This window comes from Streptomyces sp. NPDC047017, from assembly GCF_040644175.1.
In the GTDB taxonomy this organism is placed as follows: Bacteria; Actinomycetota; Actinomycetes; order Streptomycetales; family Streptomycetaceae; genus Streptomyces.
This window is the reverse complement of sequence record NZ_JBEYVW010000004.1, coordinates 323,886-341,889: the sequence shown is the minus strand read 5'-3', so window position 1 is coordinate 341,889 and position 18,004 is coordinate 323,886. Positions and strand designations below refer to the sequence as shown.

The window sequence follows — 18,004 nt, the reverse complement described above, 5'->3', positions numbered from 1 at the left end:
CTGACCTCCCTGGGGGCGGGCTGTGCTTCGACCTTCGCGCGCCGCGGTGCCCGCCGCAACGCGTGCGGCCTCCTACCGGGGCGAGTGCTCAGCCAGCCGGTCCAGAAACGCGCTCTGGGCCGTGACGATCAGCTCGCGCGCCCGGTCCGTGCCGAGCCACGCCACCCGGTCCAGCTCGGGGAACTCCCGCGTCCGCCCGGACCGCGGCGGCCACTCCATCGTGAACGTGCCGGGGACGACCGCCGCCGGGTCGAGGTCGCCCTCGACCGCCCAGACGGTCACGGTCTTGCCGCCCGCCTGCCGGACCTCGCCGAGCGGCACCGCCTCGCCGTCGGGCGGCGGCAGGCCCAGCTCCTCCTGGAACTCGCGGCGGGCCGCCTGCCAGGCGGGTTCGTCCGGCTGGTACTCGCCCTTGGGCACGGTCCACGCCCCCGCCTCGCGCCGGGCCCAGAAGGGGCCGCCCATGTGACCGAGCAGCACCTCCAGGCCGTCGCCGGTGCGCCGGAACAGCAGCAGCCCGGCGCTGTGCCGGCTCCGTCCCTCCCTCACGGCCGCACTCCGGGGTGCGCGGCCAGCAGCGTCTCCACGGTGTCCGCGTCCTCGGGGCGCTTGTCCTCGCGGTAGCGCACGAGACGGGCGAAGCGCAGGGTGACACCGGCCGGGTAGCGGGTGGACCGCTGGAGGCCGTCGTAGGCGATCTCCACGACCAGCTCCGGACGGACGATCACGCCCCAGCTCCGTTCCTCCACGGCCAGCTCCCGCAGCCGCTCGGTCTGCCAGGCCAGCAGGGCGTCGGTCATGCCCTTGAAGGTCTTGCCGAGCATCGCGAGACCGCCGTCGGCGGTGCGGGCGCCCAGGTGCAGGTTGGAGAGCCTGCCGGTGCGGCGGCCGTGGCCCCACTCGGCGGCCAGTACCACCAGGTCCAGGGTGTGCACCGGCTTGACCTTCAGCCAGGACGCGCCGCGCCGGCCCGCGCTGTAGGGGGCGTCGAGGGCCTTGGCGACCACGCCCTCGTGGCCGCGCTCCAGGGTCTCGGCGAGGAAGTCCTCCGCCCGCCCGGTGTCCTCGGGACCGGCGACCAGGGCGCGCCGGACCCGCATCGGCTCCGGGACCAGCCGGGCCAGCTCGGCGTGCCGCTCGGCGAACGGCAGGTCGAGCAGGTCGCGGCCGTCGACCGACAGCGCGTCGAAGAACACCGGCGCGACCGGCACCGCCTCGGCGGCCGTGGCCACGTCCAGCCGGGAGCCGACGCGCCCGGCGGTCTCCTGGAAGGTGCGCGGGCGGCCCTCGGGTGTGAAGGACAGCACCTCGCCGTCCAGGACGAACCGCTCACCGGGCAGCGCGAGGGCCGCCGCGGTCACTTCGGGCAGCCGGTCGGTGATGTCGTCCAGGGTGCGGGTGTGCACGCGTACCGTGTCGCCGTCGCGGTGCACCTGGACCCGGATGCCGTCCAGTTTCTCCTCCACGGCGCACGCGCCCAGCTTCTCCACCGCCTCCGCCACCGAGGAGGCGCTGTGCGCCAGCATCGGCAGGACGGGACGGCCCACGGTGAGCCGGAACCGCTCCAGTGCCGCCGGGCCGTCCGCGAGCAGCGTCCGCGCCACCGTCTGGAGCGATCCGGCCAGCATCACGGCCCGCCGTACGTCCGCCGCCGGCGTGTCCGTCGCCGCGGCCAGTCCCTCGACGGCGACCGCCTCCAGCGCCCCCTGCCGGACCTCCCCGGTCAGCAGCCCCAGCAGGAACCGCTGCTCGTCCTCGGTGGCCGCGCCCATCAGCTCGCCGACGATCCGCGCGCGTTCGGCCTGCGATCCCGGCCCGGAGACCTTCCCGAGTTCCCCGAGCCGGGCGTCCACCTCGCGCACGGTCAGGGAAGGTGCGGCGGCCGGGGGGATGCGGCGGCCGAGCACCTTCCAGCCCACGCCGAGCCGCCCCTGCGGCAGCCGCCCCGCCAGATACGGGATCACCACCGGGACGTCGTCCGCCTCCGCCTCCCGGAACAGCTCCGCGAGCAGGGCGGTCTTGCGGGACCGCGCCGAGGTGTCCGTGACCGCGCGCGAGACCTGGGCCAGCCGGGCGAGCAACATGCAGTCATGGTGCACCGCCCAGGCCGCCTCCACACCTGCGGATCCGAACGGGCGGTCTCAGGCGCGGCCGCGCGCGACGGCCGCGTCCAGGTCGGCGAAGAGCAGCTCCCCGTTGATCGCCGACCCGGCCCGGTAGCCCCGGCTGGCCGCGTTGATCACCTGCTCGGCGAAGCCGCTCGCGTTCCCGGCCGCCCACAGTCCCGGTACGGTCGTCAGACCGCGCTCGTCGATCACCGGGTAGGCGCCGAACGGCGTCTCGCGCAGCTCGGCGCCCAGCCGCCGCAGCAGGCCGTCGCCCGGCACCGGGCGTGGCGCGGCGAACAGCACCTCGCGCGCGTGCGCGGTCCCGTCCGCGAGCCTGACCCCGGTCAGCCGGTCGTCCTCGACGAGGACCTCCGCCACCTCGCCGGGCACCACCCGGACCCCGGCCGCGGCGAGCCTGCGCAGGTCGCCGTCGGTCAGCTCGTCCTCGGCGAGCCGGTGCAGGAAGAGCGTGACGTCCTTGGACCACTGGCTCACCATCAGCGCCTGGTGCACGCTCATCGGGGTGGTGGCGAGCACCCCGAAGGCCTGGTCGCGCACCTCCCAGCCGTGGCAGTAGGGGCAGTGCAGCACGTCCCGGCCGAAGCGGCCGGCCAGGCCGGGGACCGCGGGCAGCTCGTCCTTCAGCCCGGTGGCGACGACCAGCTGGCGGGCGTGCACGGTGCGCCCGCCAGCCAGGGTCACGTCGAACTCCCCGTCCCGGTCCCGTACGGCGTCCACCGCCCGGTCCCGCACCAGCTCGACGCCGTAGCGCGCGATCTCCGCGCGGCCGACGGCCAGGAACTCGGCCGGTGACATGCCGTCCCGGGACAAGTAGCCCTGCATGTGCGCGGCGGGCGCGTTGCGCGGCTCGCCCGCGTCCACCACCAGGGTGCGGCGCCGGGCCCGGCCGAGGACCAGCGCGGCCGACAGCCCGGCCGCGCCGCCTCCGACGACGACCACCTCGTACGACCCGGCGCCGCATTCCATGCTCCCGGCGCCCCCGGCCTTCTCGTTCTCTTCCGCGTGCTCGGTCACGATGACCACCTCCCTCTCCCGTCCGACGGTGGCCCGGAACCTGCCGGATTGACAAAACTCTTTGCTGATTCTGCAATGGCGTCATGACCACGGACGACGTACTGGCAGGTGTGGGACCGAGGCTGCGGCGGCTGCGCAAGGAACGGGAGGTGACGCTGGCGGCGCTCTCCGAGACGACCGGAATCTCCGTCAGCACCCTCTCCCGGCTGGAGTCCGGCCTGCGCAAGCCCAGCCTGGAACTGCTGCTGCCGATCGCACAGGCCCATCAGGTCCCGCTCGACGAACTGGTCGGCGCGCCGCCGGTCGGGGACCCGCGGGTGCGGGCCAAGCCGATCGTGCGCGGCGGGCGCACCCACTGGCCGCTGACCCGGCAGCCGGGCGGACTCCAGGCGTACAAGGTGCTCGAACCGCAGCGCAAGCTGGAGCCGGAGCCCCGCAGCCACGAGGGGTACGAGTGGCTGTACGTGCTGTCCGGGAGGCTGCGGATCGTGCTGGGCGAGCACGACGTGGTGCTCGGCGCCGGGGAGGCGGCCGAGTTCGACACGCGGGTGCCGCACTGGTTCGGGTCGACGGGGGAGGGGCCCGTGGAGTTCCTGAGCCTGTTCGGGCCGCAGGGCGAGCGGATGCACGTGCGGGCGCGGCCCTCGCGGCACGGCGAAGCGGACTGACCCACGGTGTTCCGCCAGGGGCAAGCGACTGCTTAGTATGCGAACGACCCCAGGTTCGAGGAACGCGGTCCCGTGGAGGCGGCGCATGCAGGCATGGCGAGTGCACGAGAACGGCGAGCCGCACGAGGTGATGCGGCTGGAGGAGACCGAGCCGCCGGTGCCCGGTGAGGGCCAGGTGCTGCTGCGGGTGCGGGCCGCCGACGTCAACTTCCCGGACGCGCTGCTGTGCCGGGGCCAGTACCAGGTGCGGCCCCCGCTGCCGTTCACGCCGGGCGTGGAGATCTGCGGCGAGACCGAGGACGGCCGCCGGGTGCTGGCCACCCCGGCACTGCCGTACGGCGGCTTCGCGCAGTACGCCGTCGCCGAGGCCGCCGCGCTGCTGCCCGCCCCCGAGGCCCTGGACGACGCCGAGGCGGCGGCCCTGCACATCGGCTACCAGACGGGCTGGTTCGGCCTGCACCGCCGGGCCCGCCTGGAGGCCGGCGAGACGCTGCTCGTGCAGGCCGCCGCCGGCGGGGTCGGCAGCGCGGCCGTCCAGCTGGGCAAGGCGGCCGGCGCCACGGTCATCGGTGTCGTCGGCGGCCCCGGCAAGGCGCGGGTCGCCCGTGAGCTGGGCTGCGACGTCGTGATCGACCGGCACGGCCAGGACGTCGTCGCCGCCGTCAAGGAGGCCACCGGCGGCCGGGGCGCCGATGTGGTCTACGACCCGGTCGGCGGCGCGGCCTACACCCAGTCCGCCAAGACCGTCGCCTTCGAGGGCCGGATCGTGGTCGTCGGCTTCGCCAGCGGGACCATCCCCAGCCCGGCGCTGAACCACGCCCTCGTCAAGAACTACTCGATCCTCGGCCTGCACTGGGGCCTCTACACCACCAAGGACCCCGAGCTGGTCCTGCGCTGCCACGAGCAGCTCACCGAACTGGCCGCCCGGGGCGCGATCAAACCGCTGGTGAGCGAGCGGGTGCCGCTGAGCGAGGCCGCGGCCGCCGTGCAGCGGGTCGCCGACGGCGTCACCACCGGCCGCGTCGCCGTACTGCCCACGGCGCGGCACGGGGCCACCGCATGACCGGGAGCGGCGTCGACGCGGCCGGACTGCGCCGGCGCACCGCCGGACTGCTGGCCGCGCACCCGCCCGCGACCACGGACCGCCTGGACTTCCTGCGGGCCCGCTTCGACGCCGGACTGGCCTGGGTGCACTACCCGGAGGGCCTCGGCGCCTCGGCGCCCCGCGTGCGCTCCAGGCCGTCGTGGACGCCGAACTCGCGGCGGCCGGCGCCCCCGACAACGAACCCCGCCGCATCGGCATCGGCCTGGGCATGGCCGCCCCGACCCTCCTGCGCCACGGCACCGACGAGCACAAACGGCGCCACCTGCGGCCCCTGTGGACCGGGGAGGAAGTGTGGTGCCAGCTGTTCAGCGAGCCCGGCGCCGGCTCCGACCTGGCCGCGCTCGGCACCCGCGCCGTCCGCGACGGCGACACCTGGGTGGTCGACGGGCAGAAGGTGTGGACCTCCGGCGCCCACCTCGCCCGCTGGGCCATCCTCCTCGCCCGCACCGACCCGGACCTGCCCAAGCACCAGGGCATCACCTACTTCCTGTGCGACATGACCGACCCCGGCGTCGAGGTCCGCCCGCTGCGCCAGATCACCGGCGAGGCCGAGTTCAACGAGGTCTTCCTGACCGGCGTCCGCATCCCCGACTCCCGCCGCCTCGGCGAGCCCGGCGACGGCTGGCGGGTCGCCCGGACCACCCTGATGAACGAGCGCGTCTCCATCGGCGGCATGCGACTGCCCCGCGAGGGCGGCATGATCGGCCCGGTGGCCAGGGCCTGGCGGGAACGCCCCGAACTGCGCACCCACGACCTGCACCAACGGCTGCTGGACCTGTGGGTGGAGGCCGAGGTCGCCCGCCTCACCGGCGAACGGCTGCGCCAGCAGCTCGCCGCCGGCCGGCCCGGCCCCGAGGGCTCCGGCACGAAACTCGCCTTCGCCCGCCTCAACCAGGAGATCAGCGGCCTGGAGATCGAACTCCTCGGCGAAGAAGGTCTGTTGTACGACGACTGGACCATGCGCCGCCCCGAACTGGTCGACTTCACCGGCCGCGACGCCGGCTACCGCTACCTGCGGTCCAAGGGCAACAGCATCGAGGGCGGGACCAGCGAGATCCTGCTGAACATCGTCGCCGAACGCGTCCTGGGCCTGCCCGCCGAGCCGCGCACCGACAAGGACGTCGCCTGGAAGGACCTCACCCGATGACGGACCTGCTCTACTCCGAGGAGGAAGAGGCCCTGCGCGCCGCCGTCCGCGACCTGCTCACGGACCACTGCGACGCGGCGGGCGTCCTGGCGCGCACCGAGTCGGACGCCCCGCACGACGTGCCGCTGTGGAAGTCGCTGGCGGGCACGATGGGACTCGCGGGCCTGCTGGTGCCCGAGGAACTGGACGGCCAGGGCGCCACGCACCGGGAGGCCGCCGTCGTCCTGGAGGAACTGGGACGCGCGGTCGCCCCCGTGCCCTATCTGACCAGTGCCGTGGTGGCCACCGAGGCGCTCCTGGCCTGCCGCGCCGACGACCTGCTCGCCCGGTCGGCGCAGGCCACCACGACCGCCGTCCTCACCGTCCCCCTGCACACCGCGCCGGACGGCCCGGTCAGGCCGGTACGGCTCGAAGGCGGCGCGCTGCACGGTGAGCTGACCGGGATCGCCGACGCGGCCGCGGCCGACCTGCTGCTGGTCCCCGCCGACGACGGCGGGCTGTACGCCGTCGACGCCGCCGCCGCGACCGTCGTACCCCAGGTCTCCCTGGACCTGACCCGGCCGCTCGCCACCCTCTCCCTCGCCGGGGCGCCGGGCCGCCGGCTGGGCGAGGCCGAGCCCGCCGTACGCCGCGCCCTGCGGGCCGGTGCCGGACTGCTCGCCTCCGAACAACTCGGCCTCGCCGAGTGGGCGCTGACCGAGACGGTCCGCCACCTCAAGGAGCGCAGGCAGTTCAACCGGCCCGTCGGCGGCTTCCAGGCACTCAAGCACCGGCTCGCCCAGCTGTGGCTGGAGGTCGCGAGCCTGCGGGCCGCCGCCCGCAACGCGGCCGACGCGCTCGCCCGCGCAGCGGACACCGACGTGGCCGTCGCCGTCGCCCAGGCCTACGCGGCCCGCGTCGCCGTCCACGTCACCGAGGAGGCGCTGCAACTGCACGGCGGCATCGGCATGACCTGGGAGCACCCCGTCCACCTCTACCTCAAGCGGGCCAAGGCGGACTCGATCGCCTACGGCACCGCGGGCGCCCACCGCGCGGCACTCGCCGCACTGGTCGACCTCCAGGCACCCTGACCCCGACCCGGCGGCCGCCCCACCGGTGAACCACACGTTCGGCGGACACGTCAGCCGCCCGGCCGCACCCTCCGCTACGCCACACTTGCGGCCGAAAGCCGCGAAACCGGCGTGGCGGAGGAGGGTGACGATGGCCATTTCCATCTCGGTGGTGCTGCTGCTCGCGATCCTGGCGATCATCTTCGTACGCAACTGCGCCCTGAAGTTCTCGCACGCCCTCGTCTGCGGCATGCTCGGCTTCTTCCTGGCCGGCTCCAGCATGGCGCCCACCATCCACGAGGGCCTGATCGCCACCGCCCAGATCGTCAGCAGCCTGCACCCCTGACCCCGCCCCCACCGGAGCCCGTCAACCGGAGAACACCCCCACCCCGTTGGCGACCGCCCGCTCGGCACCCCCGCTCGGATGGTTGAGCACGCTCACCGCCCCCTTGCCCGGCTTGCGGACGACCAGCGTGCTGGAACCGCCCCCGTCCAGGTCGAACCCCTCCGCGGCGCCCAACCGGTGCAGTTCGGCGGCCAGTTCGGCGACGGTGAGGCCACCGCGGTACTCGGCCGAGCCGTCCGTGACCAGGAGCAGCAGCCGGTGACCGCCGCTCGCGATGCCGACCCCGGTGCGCACGGCCCCCGTCGCGGCGTCTAGGCCGGGCAGCGCGGCACCGCCCCGCAGCACCGGGAAACCGCCCACGGCGAACGCGTACGTGACCCCGGACGCCGCCACCAAGTGGTGCTCCACCCGCACCGCTTCGCCCGTGTGCAGCGCGCGCAGTCGCCGCGCTCCCGCCTCGCGGCCCACCAGCACCGTGGTACCGGCCGGGATCGCGCCGCCGCCCGGCCCGGTGCTCGTGGCGACGACCCGACCGCCGCGGACCGTCACCTCGTAGGTGTCCTTGCTGCACGGCGCGCTGCGGGTCGTGTCGGTGCCGCACACGGCCCGCGCACGGGAGACGGCGCCCCACTCGCCGGTGTACGCGCCGATCGAACCGACCGGCAGCGCGTACTGGTTGAGCCCGCCGAGCGCGAGCCGCCCCTCCGGTGTGGTCACCGAACCGGACAGCGTGAGCCGGTCGGTGCGGGCCGTGCCGCCCGTGTCCACGCCGACCACGTCCTCGGTGGCCGCCCCCGGCGGCAGCGCGGGCCCGAAGCGCTGCCCGCGCGGCACCGCGGCCTTGAGCGCGCTCCCGTTCGCGATCTCCGGACCGACCGACGAACCGGTCGCCGCCACACCCGGATGCTCGGACTCGGTGATGTCGAAGAAGTCACCGTTGACGCCCGCCACCGCACCCTGGGCGTCGGCCAGCCGGGACACCGTGGCCCGGGCCGCCACGGACCCCGGACGCAACAGGCCGATCCGGACGTGCCGTTTGTCCAGGTCGACGCTGACCAGATGCGCGTGGGTCACCCCGTGGGACGCCGGGAGGTCGAACTCCCGGTACTCGACGCCCGGCGCGATCTCCTCGGCCCGCCGCGCGCCGTCGGCCCGCGCCGGCCCGGCGAGGGCCGGCCCGGCCAGTGCGCCACAGGCCAGGAGAACCGTCAGTACCGTCCCGAACCGGCCGCTACGCCGTGCCGCACCGCTCACCGTGCCCCCTGATGACTCGTCAACCGTGCCCGGACTGACGGCAGTGCACCAGAAGCCGGCACCCCGCGCGGTGTCCGGGCACCGACGACGCGGGAACGGGTGGGAAAACGCACTCCTTCGGGTGTCTTCCGGGTGTCTCCGAGTGCTTTCGGATGCCTTCTGGAGCTTCCGCGTGTCTTCAGCGCTGCCGGTGCCTCGGTGGCGAGGGGGGGTGGAGCGGCGGCGTGTGGCCGGGCTCAGGCGAGGTTGACCAGTCTTATGTAGCGGACCCAGTCCCAGTTCGGCCCGGGGTCGGTGTGGTCCGTGCCCGGGACCTGATAGTGCCCGATGATGTGCGCGCGGTCCTTGGGGATCCCGTACCGGTCGCAGACCGTCGCGGTGAGCCGGGCCGACTGCGCGTACAGCGCGTCGGTGAAGTACTCGGGCTGGTCCACCCACCCTTCGTGTTCGATGCCGACGCTGCGGGTGTTGTAGGACCAGTTGCCCGCGTGCCAGGCGATGTCGGTCTCGCGCACGCACTGCGCCACATGCCCGTCCGCCGACCGGACGAGGTAGTGCGCGGACACCTGCTTCTGCGGATTCTGGAAGATGGCCAGGGTGTTGGCGTACGTCTCCTGCGTGACGTGGATGATCACCCGGTCGATGGCGTAACTGGTGGGCCGGTCGGAGACCGTGTAGTTGGAGGTGCTCGCCGGCTGCCACTCGGCGGGCGGATAGTCGACGGCCTGCGGCCGTGCGGTGGCGCGGGCGGCGGGCAGTAACGCGTAGGGGAGGGCGGCGAGGGCGGCGCCTTTCAGGATGCGCCGTCTGCTGGGCTGGGGGGCTGGCCGGTCCATGGGCGATCACCTCTCTCGTGCGGAACGGGGCGGAGCCGGTGTGGAACAGGTGCGGAGCAGAGCAGGGCGGAGCCGGTGCGGGACGCGTCGTGGCGGACGCCTCTTTCGGAGCGGGGACGCCGACTTCGTCGGGAGCGTTTCCTCGGGTGCTTGGGAATGCTCCGGCTTCGTCGGGGGTGTCCGTCGCTGGCGGTGAGTCTCGCGCATGGCCGGTCGCTCCTCGCGGAGCCCGTGCCGCACGCGCGGTCGGTGTCGCACGCCTGGGCCCCGGTGTGCGACCGCCCGGGTGCGTGTCGCCGTCGGCTGCTCGCGGACGGCGCCTCGCGTTCATCACGGTACGGGTCCGAGGGATCGCGCAGAAGGGCCCGGTGAGGATCCGTGGACGTCCGGGGGATTGTGGACAACTCGGCCACTCGGACGAGTGAAGTGCGCCGGGTTTCAGGCGCGTTCGGCCACCGCCGCCGGGTCGTCGAGGACGGCACGTACCACCGCGTGCGCGGCGCCCAGCAGCGGTCCCTCGGAGCCCAGCGGGGACACGGACACCGGGCACGCCGGGCCCGCGGTGCGCCGGTCCAGCTCGGACTCCAGCGACGGCAGCAGCCAGGGGGCGAGTGCGGCCAGCGCGCCGCCGAGCACCACCGCTTCGGGATCCAGCAGGTTGACCGCACCGGTCAGGGCGACCCCGAGCGCCCGGCCGGCATCGCGCAGCGCGTGCCGTACGTCCTCGTCGCCCGCGGCGGCGCGGTCGGCGAGCAGCCCGACGCGGCCCTCGCCCGGTGCCAGCCCGGCCGCCCGCAGCACCGCTTCCTCGCCCGCGTACTGCTCCAGGCAGCCGCGCCCGCCGCACGGGCAGGCGGGGCCCTCCGGCTCGACCGGCACATGCCCGAGTTCGCCCGCGAAGCCGCGGCTCCCGCGCAGCAGCCGGCCGTCGACCACCACGGCTGCGCCGATGCCGATCTCCGCCGACACGTGCAGGAAGTTCTGCGGGGTGTCCTCGCCCAGCCGGAGTTCGGCGAGGGCGCCGAAGTTCGCCTCGTTGTCCACGGCCGGGGAGAGGCGGGTCGGCAGCAGGGCGCCGAAGTCGGTGCCGTGCCAGCCGAGGTTGGGGGCCCGGACGACCGTACGGCCGTCCCGCGCGACCAGACCGGGTACGGCGACGGCGAGCCCCGCCGGCCACAGGCCCTGCCCTTCCGCGTCGGCGACGACCCGGGATATCAGCGCGGTGAGATCCTTCGCCACCGGTTCGGGCGAGCGGCCCCGGTTCGTACCGTGCCGCACGGCCCGGGCCCGGACGTGTCCGCGCAGGTCGACCACGCAGGCGGCCAGGTGGTCGACCCCGACCTCGGCGCCGACCCCGGCCGGGCCGCGCCCGCTGACGGCGAGCGCGGAACCGGGGCGGCCCACCCGGCCGGGCCGCTCGGGACCCAGTTCCTCCAGCAGCCCCGCGCGGACGAGTTCGTCGACGAGGGTGGACACCGCCGCCCGGGTCAGCCCGATCCGCGAGGCGACCGCCGCCCGCGACAACGGCCCCTCGGCGCTGACGGTGCGCAGCACCCGGGCGAGATTGCGGCGGCGCATCCCCTGCTGGGTGTCCGGCAGTGCACGCTCCGGGGCCGCCGATGGCCGGGGCTCGTACGGCGTGTGTTCCGAACCGGCCCGGTACGGCGCGTGTGGCGTGTGTCCTGAACCGGCCGGGTGCGGCTCGTACGGCGGTGCGGTCATGCCTGCGTCGTTCCTCGGTCGGTGTGGGCCAGCAGGTCGGCCGGTCGGTACGGGCCGGCGGGCGCCCACCGGCACCGTCACTGGCTGCGCGGTGCCCGCTCCAGCAGCGGGGCCGCGTCGGAGAGTACCCCGGAGATCCTGTTCAGCGTCTCCTCGTCGCGGTCCACCGCCTCCAGGAGCGGCCCGTCGGCGGTCTTCCAGCGGCGGGCGACCGCGGCCGGGTCCTCGCCGGTCAGCAGCCCCGCCGCCTGCGCCGCGGCACCCAGCGCGACCAGCTCCCCGGCCTCCGGCACCCGCACCGGCCGACCCGACAGCCGCCGTACCGTCCGCTGCCAGGCCGTGCCCCGGGCCCCGCCGCCGATCAGCAGCAGCGGAGCGGCGGGGTCGGCGTCGCGGTCGAGGACCAGGTCCAGCGCGCCCAGCAGGGAATGCACGGCGCCGTCGTAGGCGGCCTGCAACAGCTGCCCGGCCGTGGTGTCGTGGCGCAGCCCGTGCAGCAGCCCGGAGGCGTGCGGCAGGTCGGGCGTCCGTTCACCGTCCAGGTAGGGGAGCAGGGTGGCGGTGCCGCCGGACTCGACGGCCTCCCGGTCCAGGCCCAGCAGGGCGGCGACGCGGTCCACGGCGAGCGTGCAGTTGAGGGTGCAGGCCAGCGGCAGCCAGTCGCCGCGCGCGTCCGCGAAACCGGCCACCGTCCCAGACGGGTCGGCGGGACGGTGCCGGGAGACCGCGTACACGGTGCCCGAGGTGCCGAGGCTCAGCACCGGGGTGCCCGGCCGCAGCCCGAGACCGAGCGCGGCGGCGGCGTTGTCACCGGTGCCGGGCGCCACCAGGGTGCCCTTGGAGAACGGCAGGCCGTGGATGTCCCGCACCGTGCCCGCCACCTCCCCGGGCCGCACCACCCGGGGCAGCAGCGCCGGGTCCAGCCCGACCCGGCCGAGGATCTCCTCGTCGTACGCCTCGGTGGCGGACGCCCACCACCCGGTGCCCGAGACGTCGCCGCGGTCGGTGGTACCCGCACCGGTCAGACGTTCGGTCAGATAATCGTGCGGCAGGCGCACCGCGGCCACGGCGCGCGCCGCCGCCGGCTCGTGCTCGGCGAGCCAGGCCCACTTGGCGACCGTGAAGGACGCGCCCGGGACGCTGCCGGTGCGCTCGGACCACGCCTTCGGGCCGCCCAGCTCCGCCAGGAGACGACGGGCCTGCGGTGCCGAGCGCACGTCGTTCCACAGCAGGGCCGGCCGTACCGGATCACCGTGCGCGTCCAGGGTGACCAGCCCGTGCTGCTGGCCGGCCACCGACACGGCCGCCGCCTCGTGCGCCGCCTCCCCGCACTGGTGCAGGGCCGCGCACAGCGCGTCCCACCACTGGCGCGGATCGCTCTCACGGCCCGCGCCGGCGGAGACGGTGTGCGGGGCCTGGCCGCTCGCCACCACCCGGCCGGAAGCCGCGTCGACGACGAGCACCTTGGTGGACTGGGTGGACGAGTCCACACCGACGACGAGCGGTCCATCGGCTGCTGACATCGGCTCTCCCTCTTCTTGCGGCCTTCGCTGCCGTTCGCGGCTGCTGGCGGCCCACGGATCTGACCTGCGGCTTCACCGGTGCTTCCGGGCCGTGCACCCCGGTGGCGCCCTGTCCCGGCCCTGTTGTCCCTTCCCAGGGACGCGTCCGCATACTAATTTGTCAATCGCCATGACGAATAGGGTCGAGCGCACGAGGAGCCGCGGCATGAACTACCAGCCCACCCCCGAGGACCGGTTCACCTTCGGCCTGTGGACCGTCGGCTGGCAGGGCCGGGACCCGTTCGGCGACGCCACCCGCCGCGCCCTCGACCCCGTCGAGTCGGTGCGCCGGCTCGCCGAACTCGGCGCCCACGGAGTGACCTTCCACGACGACGACCTGATCCCCTTCGGCGCCTCGGACACCGAGCGCGAGTCGCACGTCAAGCGCTTCCGGCAGGCACTGGACGCGACCGGTATGACCGTGCCGATGGCCACCACCAACCTCTTCACGCACCCCGTCTTCAAGGACGGCGCGTTCACCGCCAACGACCGCGACGTACGCCGCTACGCGCTGCGCAAGACCATCCGCAACATCGACCTGGCGGCCGAGCTGGGAGCGCGGACGTACGTGGCCTGGGGCGGCCGCGAGGGCGCCGAGTCCGGCGCCGCCAAGGACGTCCGCGCCGCGCTCGACCGCATGAAGGAGGCGTTCGACCTCCTCGGCGAGTACGTCACCGCGCAGGGCTACGACATCCGCTTCGCCGTCGAGCCCAAGCCCAACGAGCCGCGCGGCGACATCCTGCTGCCCACCGTCGGCCACGCGCTGGCCTTCATCGAGCGCCTGGAGCGGCCCGAACTGTACGGCGTCAACCCCGAGGTGGGCCACGAGCAGATGGCCGGCCTCAACTTCCCGCACGGCATCGCGCAGGCCCTGTGGGCGGACAAGCTCTTCCACATCGACCTCAACGGCCAGTCCGGCATCAAGTACGACCAAGACCTGCGCTTCGGCGCCGGCGACCTGCGGGCCGCGTTCTGGCTGGTCGACCTGCTGGAGAGCGCCGGCTACGCGGGGCCGCGCCACTTCGACTTCAAGCCGCCGCGCACCGAGGACCTGGACGGGGTGTGGGCCTCGGCGGCCGGCTGCATGCGGAACTACCTCATCCTCAAGGAGCGTTCGGCCGCCTTCCGCGCCGACCCCGAGGTCCAGGAGGCGTTGCGCGCCTCCCGCCTGGACGAGCTGGCCCGGCCCACGGCGGCGGACGGCCTTGAGGCGCTGCTCGCCGACCGTGCGGCCTTCGAGGACTTCGACGTGGCCGCGGCAGCCGCGCGCGGGATGGCCTTCGAGCGGCTCGACCAGCTGGCGATGGACCACCTGCTGGGGGCGCGGGGCTGAGCCGCGGCGGGCGGCCTGATGCGGAGCCCCGGAGTCGGCGGGCTGATCCGGAGGACTCGGGGCGGCCGCATACGCGCGCGTGCGCCCGCCCGAGTGACGGCCGCTCAGAGGTCCCGGGGCAGCCGCACGTACGTCACCGTCGTCCGGACGCCGCTGTCCACCAGCCGGCCCTGCGCGTCGAAGGCGCCGGCGCCGTCGGTCATCCCGAAGTCGTCGTCGTTGGCGAGGGCGACGGTGTGGTCGTCCACGCGGGCGATGCCCTCGATCTTCCCCGGCACCCCGGCGACCTTGCCCAGGTCGACGACAAGACGCTTGGCGAGCACCGGCACCCCGGCCGCCGCCGGGTCGTCGAGCTGCTCCAGCGACGGCGAGGCGGTGTCGTCGTCCCAGCGGCTCCCGAGGATGTCCGACCAGCGGTCCAGGCGTACCACCTGCAGACGCGCCGCCTTGTCGGTGCGTTCCTCCACCAGCAGCCGGTCGCGGCCCACGGCCACCACCGAGGAGATCTTCAGCTCCGAGGTGTCGTCCTCGCCCGGATCGACCACGTCCACCGGGTCGAAGCGGTAGGCGTACTCGGCGGTGACCGTCCGCTCGCGCGGCGAGAAGCGCAGCAGCCTGCTCGTCCGCGAGGCGTCCCCGACGGCCGCGTCCGGCAGCGACAGCGGGCTCTGTACGGCCATCACCAGATCACCGCCGGGCAGCAGGGCCAGCCCCTCGAACCCGCGGTTGACCTTCCGGTGCAGCAGCACGGACGGCAGCGCCTCCACCACCGGGTAGTCCGTTCCGGTCAGCCGCAGCCCCTTGGGCACATAGCGCGTGAGCACCCTCCCGCGCGCGGAGACGTGGACGAGGGACGGCCCGTACTCGTCGACGAGCCAGAACGTGCCGTCCGCGGCCCGCACGATGCCCTCCGTGTCCAGCCCGTCGGGGTCCCCCGGGTCCCGCGGGACAGCGACCGTCAGGTCCGCCACGCGCGCGTGGGGGATCTCCGGGGGCGGGGAGCCGTCCGGGTGCCAGAAGGCGATCCGTCCGGCGCGCGCGGGGTCCCCCGGCAGGAACACGGCGCAGCAGCGGGTCGGTTCGGGAAGATCGGGCGGTGTTGCGAGAGGGGTCCTCTGCACGGTGATGCCGATTCCTCAAATTTGACTACACGGGACGGGCCGCCGAGGGCACAGCACACCTCCGGTTGTCCGGGAACCCCGCGGCATCGGACAGGACGGGCCCTCAAGGGTGTTGGCAGCCCCCCGTCCCGCGCGGGGCTGCCCCCCGCCCGTATCCGGGGGCTGGCGCCATGGTCGGGTCGGGGCTCCGATTCATACGTTTGCTCAGGTCAGGCCGTTGCCGAGAGAGCCGGAGACCCCGCCATGCCCCAGCCCGTCGCTGCCGTCGCCGCAGTCGCAGCCGTCGCGGACAGCACCGAAGCGAGGGCCGGCGGCGCGTCCGCCGGCAGTGAGTTCGCGCCCCTGCTGCGCACCGTCAGGAACCGTGGCCTGCTGGGACGGCGACACGCGTGGTACGCCCGTGTCATCACCGGCAACGCGCTCGCCCTGGCCGCGGTCGTCGCCGGACTCTTCCTGGTCGGCGACTCCTGGTGGGCGCTGTCCCTGGCCGTACCGTTCGCCGTGCTCTTCGCCCGCACGGCCTTCATCGGCCACGACGCGGGCCACGCCCAGATCACCGGGAACCGCGGCGTCAGCCGTGCCATCGGCCTGGTGCACGGCAACCTGCTGCTCGGGCTGAGCTACGCGTGGTGGAACGCCAAGCACAACCGGCACCACGCCAACCCCAACCACATCGACAAGGACCCGGACGTCGCCGCGGACGTGCTGGTCTTCACCGGTGGACAGGCAGGCGTCCGGCAGGGCTTCCGCCGCTGGCTCACCCGCAACCAGGCGTGGCTGTTCTTCCCCCTCACCCTCCTTGAGGGCGTGGCCCTCAAGGTGCACGGCTTCAAGGATCTGCGCCGGCAGCCCGTCCGGGAGCGAGTCGTCGAGGGCGCGCTGCTCGTCGCCCATGTCACCGCCTACACGGCCCTGCTGCTCACCGTGCTGTCTCCCGGCAAGGCGCTCGCGTTCGCCGCCCTCCACCAGGCGCTGTTCGGCCTGCACCTGGGCCTCGCCTTCGCCCCCAACCACAAGGGCATGGAGATGCCCGACCCGGACGGCGACCGATGGGGACATCTGCGCCGCCAGGTGCTCACCTCCCGCAACATCCGCGGCGGAGCCCTCACGGACTGGTTCCTGGGCGGCCTGAACTACCAGATCGAGCACCACCTGTTCCCCAGCATGCCGCGCCCCTACCTGCGACGCGCCCAGCCCCTGGTGCGTGCGCACTGCCGTGAGGTGGGCATCCCTTACGTGGAGACCGGTCTCGTCGACTCCTACCGGCAGGCCCTGCGCCACCTGTACGAGGTCGGGGAGCCGCTGCGGGCGGAGTAGCCGGAGGGCGTGCCCGTACGACGCCCGTGCCGAACCGGTGGTGACCACAGGCCGTGCGACCCGTAGGGGGCGGTTCAGGGAAGTCTCAGGGGTATGGTCCGGAACCGCCGTGGTCGCGCGGCCGTTTCCACGGCAGAGAGCGGCAGTGGCCGCGAAGGAGGCGACAGATGTCGAAGAACGCGAAGATCGCCGCGGGCGGCGTGGCGGTCGGGCTGATCCTGCTGATCTGGCTGCCCTGGTGGGCGTCACTCCTGATCATCCTGGGAGTCCCGGCCGCCGCCTACCTCGCCCTGGACCCCTCCCAGCGCCGCAGGCTGCGCCGCGTCACCCGTAAGGAGCTGGGCCGCTGAAAGGAGACTGAGCCACCGAGAAGAGGTTCGGCGGACCGCCGGTTCAGCTGGGGCGTACCGCCAGCTTGTCGAGCGCCTGGAGCAGGCCCGGCAGCTCCGGGCCCCGGCCGACCGGCAGGACCTCGCCGGGCTCCTCGTCGAGGAGGATGAACGCCATGTCGTCGGTTCGGGCCACCATCGACCAGCCGGGGCCGTCGGCCCGCAGGGTCCGCGCGTCGCCGGGGGCGAAGGACGACCTGACGCGGCCCACCGGCGGCGGCGACTCCACGTACGCCCGGGCCTCCGCCAGGACGCGCCGGACACCGGTCAGCGGCACGTCCGCCTCCTGGCCGGCCTCGCCGGCGACCCCGCCCTCCGCCCCGGAGGCGGCGCCGTCCTGGGCTGCCCCATCTTCGGCTTCGTCGCGGGTGGAGAAGGCGGCGTCATCGACCTGCTCCCGCCACATCGTCCACCGCAGGGCGATCTCGTCGGCGCCGAGACGGCGCTGCGCCGGACCCCACAGGTCGGTGTCCGGCGGCGACAGCAGAGGGCCGTCGGCGGCTTCCGGGGCCGGGTCGTGCGGCGCGGGCACACCGGGCGCCGCGACGGCGACGGCCAGGGGCCAGCCCGGCAGGGCGGCGACCACCGTGCGCTCGTCGGGCGACAGGTCGTACTCCATGCCGCAGTCCCAGGAGGCGATGGCCACGGCGACCAGCGACACATCGTCGATGACGACCGTCCACCGCGCCCCGGCACCGTCCTGGCCGAGCACCAGGCCGTACCCCTCGGCGAGCGGCGCCAGGCCGAGCGTGGCGCACGCCTGCGGATAGTCGTCGCCCAGCACACTCGGGAACTGTGCCGGCGTCAGCAGTACCGCCGTGAGCACATAGAGCGCGTCGTCCGCGGCGGCGACGGCTTCCTCGTCCGTCCCGGCCATTCCAGCCTCCCATCGCTTCGCCCAACGGCGCGCACCCTAGTGCGAGTGGAAGCCGGTTGTCACGGCTCCCTGACCGCCCGGACCTGCAGTTTTCCACCTGGACGGGGGCGAAACGGCCACCTCGGTCTTCCGTCA

15 protein-coding genes and 2 pseudogenes are annotated in these 18,004 nt (G+C 74.3%); 8 read left to right on the top strand and 9 right to left on the bottom strand.

The window, feature by feature from the left end:
- Positions 1–72: 72 nt before the first annotated feature.
- The 3 genes from ABZ858_RS09150 to ABZ858_RS09140 are packed head-to-tail and all read right to left on the bottom strand — an operon-like array spanning position 73 to position 3,095.
- Positions 73–549 (bottom strand): NUDIX domain-containing protein, encoded by a 477-nt coding sequence (locus ABZ858_RS09150; RefSeq protein ID WP_361374255.1) that lies wholly within the window; start codon positions 547–549, stop codon positions 73–75.
- Positions 546–2,084, bottom strand: a complete 1,539-nt coding sequence (locus ABZ858_RS09145; protein WP_361374253.1) for an ATP-dependent DNA ligase — start codon at positions 2,082–2,084, stop codon at positions 546–548. Before ABZ858_RS09145 ends, ABZ858_RS09150 begins: the two co-directional genes overlap by 4 nt.
- A gap of 57 nt (positions 2,085–2,141) precedes the next feature.
- Positions 2,142–3,095: an NAD(P)/FAD-dependent oxidoreductase gene (locus ABZ858_RS09140; RefSeq protein WP_361374529.1), complete on the bottom strand. Its 954-nt coding sequence runs from the start codon at positions 3,093–3,095 to the stop codon at positions 2,142–2,144.
- Between the two features lie 131 nt (positions 3,096–3,226).
- Here ABZ858_RS09140 and ABZ858_RS09135 point away from each other — a divergent pair, with 131 nt between their 5' ends.
- The 5 genes and pseudogenes from ABZ858_RS09135 (at position 3,227) to ABZ858_RS09115 (ending at position 7,458) form a co-directional block, all read left to right on the top strand.
- Positions 3,227–3,811, top strand: coding sequence for an XRE family transcriptional regulator (locus ABZ858_RS09135; protein WP_361374251.1), 585 nt, complete (start codon positions 3,227–3,229; stop codon positions 3,809–3,811).
- Positions 3,812–3,896: 85 nt separating this feature from the next.
- The gene (locus tag ABZ858_RS09130; protein WP_361374249.1) at positions 3,897–4,874 is read left to right on the top strand and encodes an NADPH:quinone oxidoreductase family protein; all 978 of its coding nucleotides are present in this window, start codon (positions 3,897–3,899) and stop codon (positions 4,872–4,874) included.
- A pseudogene (locus ABZ858_RS09125) lies at positions 4,871–6,063 on the top strand (acyl-CoA dehydrogenase family protein). The gene ABZ858_RS09130 and the pseudogene ABZ858_RS09125 overlap by 4 nt, the downstream one beginning before the upstream one ends.
- Entirely contained in the window at positions 6,060–7,133 is a 1,074-nt protein-coding gene (locus tag ABZ858_RS09120) for an acyl-CoA dehydrogenase family protein (RefSeq protein WP_361374247.1), read from the top strand. The pseudogene ABZ858_RS09125 and the gene ABZ858_RS09120 overlap by 4 nt, the downstream one beginning before the upstream one ends.
- Before the next feature lie 130 nt (positions 7,134–7,263).
- A complete protein-coding gene (locus ABZ858_RS09115) occupies positions 7,264–7,458 on the top strand; it encodes a hypothetical protein (protein WP_361374245.1) in 195 nt (64 codons plus the stop codon).
- A gap of 21 nt (positions 7,459–7,479) precedes the next feature.
- Here the strand turns inward: ABZ858_RS09115 and ABZ858_RS09110 are convergent, their stop codons facing one another.
- The 4 genes from ABZ858_RS09110 to xylB all read right to left on the bottom strand — a co-directional run bounded on the left by ABZ858_RS09110 (position 7,480) and on the right by xylB (position 12,793).
- Complete coding sequence (locus tag ABZ858_RS09110; protein ID WP_361374243.1) at positions 7,480–8,712, bottom strand: phosphodiester glycosidase family protein; 1,233 nt, start codon at positions 8,710–8,712, stop codon at positions 7,480–7,482.
- A gap of 236 nt (positions 8,713–8,948) precedes the next feature.
- A complete protein-coding gene (locus tag ABZ858_RS09105; protein ID WP_361374241.1) occupies positions 8,949–9,548 on the bottom strand; it encodes an N-acetylmuramoyl-L-alanine amidase in 600 nt (199 codons plus the stop codon).
- A 438-nt stretch (positions 9,549–9,986) separates the two neighbouring features.
- Positions 9,987–11,270: an ROK family transcriptional regulator gene (locus tag ABZ858_RS09100; protein ID WP_361374239.1), complete on the bottom strand. Its 1,284-nt coding sequence runs from the start codon at positions 11,268–11,270 to the stop codon at positions 9,987–9,989.
- Positions 11,271–11,347: 77 nt separating this feature from the next.
- Positions 11,348–12,793, bottom strand: a complete 1,446-nt coding sequence (gene xylB / locus ABZ858_RS09095; protein WP_361374237.1) for a xylulokinase — start codon at positions 12,791–12,793, stop codon at positions 11,348–11,350.
- A 205-nt stretch (positions 12,794–12,998) separates the two neighbouring features.
- Between xylB and xylA the strand changes: the two genes are divergently transcribed.
- Positions 12,999–14,165, top strand: coding sequence for a xylose isomerase (xylA, locus tag ABZ858_RS09090; RefSeq protein WP_361374235.1), 1,167 nt, complete (start codon positions 12,999–13,001; stop codon positions 14,163–14,165).
- Positions 14,166–14,269: 104 nt separating this feature from the next.
- On the opposite strand, the pseudogene ABZ858_RS09085 reads toward xylA, so the two are convergent.
- A pseudogene (locus tag ABZ858_RS09085) lies at positions 14,270–15,097 on the bottom strand (esterase-like activity of phytase family protein); the annotation flags it as partial.
- Positions 15,098–15,529: 432 nt separating this feature from the next.
- On the opposite strand from ABZ858_RS09085, the gene ABZ858_RS09080 reads away from it, so the two are divergent.
- Complete coding sequence (locus ABZ858_RS09080) at positions 15,530–16,603, top strand: acyl-CoA desaturase (RefSeq protein ID WP_361374233.1); 1,074 nt, start codon at positions 15,530–15,532, stop codon at positions 16,601–16,603.
- A gap of 167 nt (positions 16,604–16,770) precedes the next feature.
- Complete coding sequence (locus tag ABZ858_RS09075) at positions 16,771–16,953, top strand: hypothetical protein (RefSeq protein ID WP_361374231.1); 183 nt, start codon at positions 16,771–16,773, stop codon at positions 16,951–16,953.
- Between the two features lie 43 nt (positions 16,954–16,996).
- Here the strand turns inward: ABZ858_RS09075 and ABZ858_RS09070 are convergent, their stop codons facing one another.
- Complete coding sequence (locus ABZ858_RS09070) at positions 16,997–17,869, bottom strand: hypothetical protein (protein ID WP_361374229.1); 873 nt, start codon at positions 17,867–17,869, stop codon at positions 16,997–16,999.
- Positions 17,870–18,004: the final 135 nt, after the last annotated feature.